The sequence below is a fragment of the Bartonella sp. TS25HLJMH genome (genome assembly GCF_042193505.1).
Lineage (GTDB): Bacteria > Pseudomonadota > Alphaproteobacteria > Rhizobiales > Rhizobiaceae > Bartonella > Bartonella grahamii.
The window spans coordinates 61,228-67,649 of the sequence record NZ_JBHILV010000008.1 but is presented as its reverse complement, the minus strand read 5'-3'; the positions used below and the strand labels follow the sequence as shown (position 1 = coordinate 67,649).

Genomic DNA, 6,422 nt, shown 5'->3' with positions numbered 1-6,422 from the left:
GCCCCCAAGGTTGCGCCTGAGATGCCTTTGAGCGCACCGGAGGATGCCCCCAAGGTTGCGCCTGAGATGCCTTTGAGTGCACCGGAGGATGCTCCCAAGGTTGCGCCTGAGATGCCTTTGAGTGCACCGGAGGATGCCCTCAAGCCTGCGCACAAAAATGAAGAGATGATATCGCCAAAAGAATTGGCTCCAACGGTACAGAAGGTACCAGCAGAGCAGATTGTTCATCAAGCGCCCAAAATTACACTTCCAGAAAAATTTTTTCTTCCACAGTTTAAACCAAAATTTGACGAAGAATTCCCAAGGAAGAAAGGGGCTGCATTGAATCAAAAGACGCCAAAGCCTAACAAGAAAAACCAAGAGAAACAGACCATTGAAGATATTTTAGCACTGGAGGAAAATAATTTGCTCAATCGTGCGCGGTCACAAGGAGGGGGAGCAAAACGTTCTCATACACCAGAAGCTTTGGGCGCAAGAAAAAACATTGATTATACCACAAAAATGGCACAAACATTGGTCAATATCGCAGGGGGATGTATTCAACAGAAGCTTAAACTTGTGGCGCTTGGTGGCGATTTAAAAAACCGTCCGGTTGTGCGGTTGCGATTTTATTTAGATCGTGAAGGGATGGTTGTGGGCGATCCTATCATTGAGCCCGTAAGCGGGCTTGAGAGTCAACAAGCTATTATGATGAGGCAGGTGTATGCCGCTGTCTTTTCATGCCAACCTTATGCAGACCTCCCACGTGATCAATATGATCTATGGGGGCAAGGTTTTGACTTTAATGTTGATCCCCTCCAAGAAGTAAGATGATAAATGAGAAAAAATAAATTGGCTTAACGAAAGGACATATTCCATGATGACTATAACGAGACATAAAGTTTTTGCTTGGTTTATTGTCACTTGTGGGCTGTGGCTTTCAAGTATTTCATCGGGTTATGCGCAATTGAAAGGAACTATTTCGAGCGCTGATTTTAATCCCATTCCCATTGCAATTACAGACTTTATTTCCAATGATTCGATTGGGTTGAAAATATCTGCTGTGGTGACAGCCGATCTTGAGCGGTCGGGGCTTTTTTTACCGCTTAATAAAGAAATTTTTTTTGAAAACATTTCTAATCCTAATAAACAACCGCATTTTGCGTCTTGGCAGAAAATAAAAGCGCAAGGTTTAGTTACGGGGCAAGTCATGAGAGAAATCGATGGACGTTTGAGGGTCGATTTTCGTTTATGGGATGTTTTTGGACAAAGACAATTGAAAGGACGGCGTTTTTATACAGCGACAGAACGTTGGCGGCGTGTGGCGCATATGATCGCAGATGAAATCTATAGTGAGATGACAGGAGAAAGTGGTTATTTTGATACACGAATTGTTTTTATCGATGAAACAGGACCCCAAAATGCACGCATTAAACGTTTAGCAATGATGGATCAAGATGGTGCAAATTTGATTTATATGTCTGATGGAAGTGAATTGGTTCTTACACCGCGTTTTTCCCCAAAAAGACAAGAAATGACCTATATGGCTTATGAAGACAACCAGGTACCTCATGTTTATCTTCAACAAATTGAAATGGGACAAAGAGAGTTGATCGGAACGTTTAATAACATGACAATTGCTCCGCGTTTTTCTTCTGATGGACAAAAGGTCATCATGAGTTTATTACAAAATGATGGCAGTGCAAATCTTTACACCATGGATTTACGAACTCGTACGATGACGCGACTTACAACAACTTCTGCTATCGATACTTCTGCTTCTTATTCACCAGATGGAAAACAAATCGTCTTTTCTTCAGATCGTAGTGGAAAGCCGCAAATCTATAAAATGAATGCGGATGGGAGTGATATTCAGCGTATTTCTTCAAATGAGGGGAGTTATTCCACACCTATTTGGTCACCACGGGGTGACTATATCGCCTTTACAAAACAATTAAGGGGACAATTTTCTATCGGTGTTATGCGCCCTGATGGACAAGGAGAACGAATTTTAACTACGGGTTTTCATAATGAAGGACCAACTTGGGCACCTAATGGTCGTGTGCTGATGTTCTTTCGCAAAAATCCCGGTATGGGACCAAAAATTTATACGATTGATATTACAGGACGCAATGAACGACAACTCCCTACGCCCAATGATGCTTCGGATCCAGCATGGTCGCCATTGCTCAATATACAGTAAAACAAAATGCTTAAAAACAGAACATAGAAGGAATATAGTCTGTACAGTTTCAAGTTTACACAATCTCAATTGCCTTTAATTATTTAAAAGAAGGAATTGATTATAGTGGGCATGGGGAGTTATGTAGATTTCATCTATCATCTACGGTTGTTTATCGATAATAGAATTTCCTTGGGGGAAAATGCTTAAAAAAATTCAAAAACAAGACCTTGAAAAAATATAGTCGAAAATTCTGAGGTCTCTAGATTTCAACTTTTTATTCAAAGTGTCGCTATATATATTTTTTTGACTTCCTCTTCGATCTGGTTTGCGGAGAGTCCGGACTCTTGTCAAGGGTGTTTTTTCTGCTGCTCTTTGATGTGTTTTATTCAAGTAAGCTGTTGTTTTAGGTCTGAATATTGATTGATCGGTAATAGCAAAAGGATAGATTTTTAAGATAAATGACGTTATTTTATAAAACATACGATGCCATAAAGTTAATGTTATAAAGTCAAAAATTTATCCGCAACGGATTAGAGAGATATACCAGCTTTTTGTACAATACTTTGCTAAACAATCAGCTTTGGCTTTCCATTTGCTTATTTTAATTCTGTGATATTATAAAAACACTGTCATTTGAGATGTGGGGATATAAGGCATATAAACCTCCTTGATATATTTAAGTATTTTTTAAGTGCGTGGCGAATATTTAGGGGAGTGTCTATTTTTTGAGCCTGAAGTTTCAAGTAAATTCCATGGGTGATTCGTCATAGGAATACGTCAAGAAAATCCGAATTGTTTACAGACCGGATCATCTTCATTATTTGAGGGTGGGGAGGTTAATCTTAAAGAACAAAAAGATCAAATAGAGAGGGGCTATAGGGATAATCTTTGGGGCATGTAAGAAAGGCGTGAGACTACAGAGTTTTGTATGCCTTATTTTTTGGTGATGTTTTCTGGAATTAATGGCGGTTTTTTTTGTTGCACCAATGGCTAGTCCCCGCTATTGACGCGGGGCTTTTATATGGGCGGATAGAGAGGAGAGGTGACAGATGCTTTTGAAGCCCTCATGAATGACAGAGAGGGCTTATGCAAATGATAGGAATTATACAGATAATTTTGCTAAAATCTCATCGCTGACATCAAAATTGGCATAAACATTTTGTACATCATCATCTTCTTCTAATGTTGAAATCAGTCGTAAAACGGACAAAGCTTTTTCTTCATCTATTGGTGCAAGGGTGGTGGCTTTCCAAATTGTTTTAATCGATTCTGCTTCACCAAGTTTTGCTTCAAGTGTTTTGGAAACTTCACCAATATCTTCAAATGCGCAGGTGATATGATGTCCGGTTTCTTCTGATTGCACATCTTCGGCACCGGCTTCAATTGCTGCATCCATGATATTATCGGCTGTTCCTGCTTCTGGCTTATAGATTATTTCACCAATCCGATTAAACATGAAACTGACCGATCCTGTTTCTCCTAGGGCTCCTCCTGATTTTGTGAAGGCGGCGCGCACATTTGAAGCGGTGCGGTGGCGGTTATCGGTTAAAGCTTCAACAATGACGGCAACACCGCCTGGTCCATAGCCTTCATAGCGTACTTCATCATAATTTTCGACATCGGTGCCTGAAGCTTTTTTAATCGCGCGTTCAATATTATCTTTCGGCATCGATTGTGCTTTGGCATTTTGAACAGCTAGCCTTAAACGTGGATTCATGGCTGGATCAGGAGCACCTTGTTTTGCTGCTACGGTAATTTCGCGCGCAAGCTTAGAAAATATTTTCGAGCGCATTGCATCTTGACGCCCTTTACGGTGCATAATATTTTTAAATTGTGAATGGCCTGCCATAGTTTTCCTTCCTATTTTAGGGCTTTCTTTCCAGTTGGATACTCTTTAAGAATTTAAGGCGATAAAACACGCATCCCACCAGAATAAATATGCCACAACATGAGGTGAAATAATCGAATAAACCCTTTATAAGAAAATTCATCTTAAAGGTAAAGACACCTTAGTTGAGGATCATTACAAGAGAGATCTCTTGTCGTTGAGCAAAAATAACGCTATAACAGAATGTAATCTCATGGCAAAGTGGTTTATTCCATGCCTCGCTTTGTTTTAGGAGTGGTTGGAGAGAACCTAACATATAAAAAGTTCTAGTGCTCTTGAGTGGGCGGTAACCTGCCTCATAGAAGAGGCGCAGAAGAGGATTTATAAAAATGGCAACGCAACTTTTGATGCCCAAAGCAACAGCTGTTTGGTTGGTTGATAATACAGCTCTTTCTTTTGATCAGATTGCAGAATTTTGTAAATTGCATGTCTTGGAAGTAAAAGCTATTGCCGATGGTGATGCGGCTTATGGTATTAAAGGTTTAGATCCGATTAGTTCTGGGCAATTGACGCGCAGTGAAATTGCACGGGTGGAGGCTGATCAAAACGCACGCTTGAAAATTTCTCAATCTAGGGTGCATATTCCTGAAAAAAAACGCAAAGGGGCGCGCTATATCCCTCTTTCTCGACGCCAAGATCGTCCCAATGGTATCCTATGGTTAGTCACGAATCATCCCGAGTTGAAAGATGCACAAATTGCACGGTTGATTGGGACAACAAAAGCGACAATTGAACAAATCCGCCTTAGAACCCATTGGAATAGTGCCAATTTGGTTCCTCTTGATCCTGTAGGACTTGGTTTGTGTTCGCAAATCGATTTAGATTTTGAGCTTCAGCGTGCGGCAAAAAATCGCCCTGTTTCTTTGGAAGAAGATAGGTCGTTGCTTCCCGCTTCTGTGACGGAAAACGCTGCTCTAGAGGAAAATGAGAGTGAAGAAAATCTGCATAAGACTTTTGACGCTGATAAAGTTTTTGCAAAGCTGAACGCGCTGCAAAAAAATCGTCAAGATCAAGATGATGCATAAAGAGCCATGACGTATAAGGAAAACATTTCTTATGGAAATGTTAGAGGAATGGCTGGAGAAAAGAAAATTTGGCAGAGACTCAAAAATAAAAATGATGACCAAAAAAACAGAAAAATTTCGTCTTCATTAGGAATTAACGGTTATTCTTGAAAATATTTTTAAGAATTTATCCTTCTTTACGACACTCAAGGAGAAACGGACTATGCGTTCTACCAAAAAAAACTTCTCTCATTTCTTAGCTATCTTCTTTTTTTTCTCTCTATGCTTGGGTGGGTGTGGCAAAAAAAATGTCGGTGCACTTAACGGTATGAATGGCGCTTATATGAACGATGCTGGTTTGAATCAGGTGTCACCAGGCTCAGGACAAGAATTTACGGTTAATGTAGGTGATCGCGTGTTTTTTAGTCTCGATTCTTCTTCACTTGATGCTGATGCTGAACGTATTTTAACGCGTCAAGCGGAATGGTTGCTTCATTATCCTTATTATTCTATTATGATCGAAGGTCATGCTGATGAGAGGGGAACACGTGAATATAACTTGGCACTTGGACAGCGCCGTGCTGTTGCTGTGCGAAACTATTTGGTGTCTCTAGGTGTGTCTGAACAACGGATTCAAACAATTTCTTACGGGAAAGAAAGACCTGTAGCAGTGTGTGATGATATTTCCTGTTGGAATCAAAATCGACGTGCTGTGACAACGTTGAGTGACATGAATAGTCATTAAAAAGAAGATTGTTTGTTTCAACTATTCAATGAGCTCTTAAGGGGAAAAAAGAATGTATCGTAAAATCAATTGGAAAACACTCTTTTATATGGCGGTTTTCATGGCTTGTTCTACTTCACTTGTTCAAAGTGCGGCACGAAGGGCTTCCGAATATCCTGCACATGATACGGATAAAGTTGATGAAGTTGATAAGGCATCTAGCGTGGAGGAAAAAGCCACTGATACTGTTGATAAGGGTGTCGATGCAGTGAAGAAAGCACCTGAAGCAGCTGATAAAGCAGCATCTAGCGTGGAGGAAAAAGCCACTGATACTGTTGATCAGGCTGTCGATGCAGTGAAGAAAGCACCTGAAGCAGCTGATAAAGCAGCTTCTAGCGTGGAGGAAAAAGCCACTGATACTGTTAATAAGGCTGTCGATACAGTGAAGAAAGCACCTGAAGCAGCTGATAAAGCAGCATCTAGCGTGGTGGAAAAAGCCACTGACACTGTTAATAAGGCTGTTGATGCAGTGAAGAAAGCACCTGAAGCAGCTGATAAAGCAGCGTCTAGCGTGGAGGAAAAAGCCACTGACACTGTTAATAAGGCTGTTGATGCAGTGAAGAAAGCACCTGAAGCAGCTGA

5 protein-coding genes and 2 pseudogenes are annotated in these 6,422 nt (G+C 40.6%); 6 read left to right on the top strand and 1 reads right to left on the bottom strand.

Features of this window, described 5'->3' with window-relative positions; genetic code table 11:
- Together ACFINF_RS05345 and tolB are read left to right on the top strand one after the other, a co-directional pair.
- Positions 1–813, top strand: a pseudogene (locus tag ACFINF_RS05345) (cell envelope biogenesis protein TolA); the annotation flags it as partial.
- 43 nt (positions 814–856) lie between these two features.
- Entirely contained in the window at positions 857–2,182 is a 1,326-nt protein-coding gene (tolB, locus tag ACFINF_RS05340) for a Tol-Pal system beta propeller repeat protein TolB (protein ID WP_375619977.1), read from the top strand.
- Positions 2,183–3,266: 1,084 nt separating this feature from the next.
- On the opposite strand, the gene ACFINF_RS05335 is transcribed toward tolB, so the two are convergent.
- Positions 3,267–4,013 carry a YebC/PmpR family DNA-binding transcriptional regulator gene (locus tag ACFINF_RS05335; protein WP_375619976.1) on the bottom strand — a complete coding sequence of 249 codons (747 nt, stop codon included), beginning with the start codon at positions 4,011–4,013 and terminating at the stop codon, positions 3,267–3,269.
- A 368-nt stretch (positions 4,014–4,381) separates the two neighbouring features.
- On the opposite strand from ACFINF_RS05335, the gene ACFINF_RS05330 reads away from it, so the two are divergent.
- The 4 genes and pseudogenes from ACFINF_RS05330 to ACFINF_RS05315 form a co-directional block, all read left to right on the top strand.
- A complete protein-coding gene (locus tag ACFINF_RS05330) occupies positions 4,382–5,077 on the top strand; it encodes a DUF1013 domain-containing protein (RefSeq protein ID WP_375619975.1) in 696 nt (231 codons plus the stop codon).
- 6 nt (positions 5,078–5,083) lie between these two features.
- Positions 5,084–5,227: a hypothetical protein gene (locus tag ACFINF_RS05325; RefSeq protein ID WP_375619974.1), complete on the top strand. Its 144-nt coding sequence runs from the start codon at positions 5,084–5,086 to the stop codon at positions 5,225–5,227.
- Positions 5,228–5,279: 52 nt separating this feature from the next.
- The gene (pal, locus tag ACFINF_RS05320) at positions 5,280–5,801 is read left to right on the top strand and encodes a peptidoglycan-associated lipoprotein Pal (RefSeq protein ID WP_375619973.1); all 522 of its coding nucleotides are present in this window, start codon (positions 5,280–5,282) and stop codon (positions 5,799–5,801) included.
- 52 nt (positions 5,802–5,853) lie between these two features.
- Positions 5,854–6,422, top strand: a pseudogene (locus ACFINF_RS05315) (tol-pal system protein); the annotation flags it as partial.

Excerpts from the sequence above, each read along its gene's own strand:
- pal (WP_375619973.1), top strand. The coding sequence starts at position 5,280 with ATGCGTTCTACCAAAAAAAACTTCTCTCATTTCTTAGCTATCTTCTTT.
- ACFINF_RS05330 (WP_375619975.1), top strand. The coding sequence starts at position 4,382 with ATGGCAACGCAACTTTTGATGCCCAAAGCAACAGCTGTTTGGTTGGTT.
- ACFINF_RS05325 (WP_375619974.1), top strand. The coding sequence starts at position 5,084 with ATGACGTATAAGGAAAACATTTCTTATGGAAATGTTAGAGGAATGGCT.
- tolB (WP_375619977.1), top strand. The coding sequence starts at position 857 with ATGATGACTATAACGAGACATAAAGTTTTTGCTTGGTTTATTGTCACT.
- ACFINF_RS05335 (WP_375619976.1), bottom strand. The coding sequence starts at position 4,013 with ATGGCAGGCCATTCACAATTTAAAAATATTATGCACCGTAAAGGGCGT.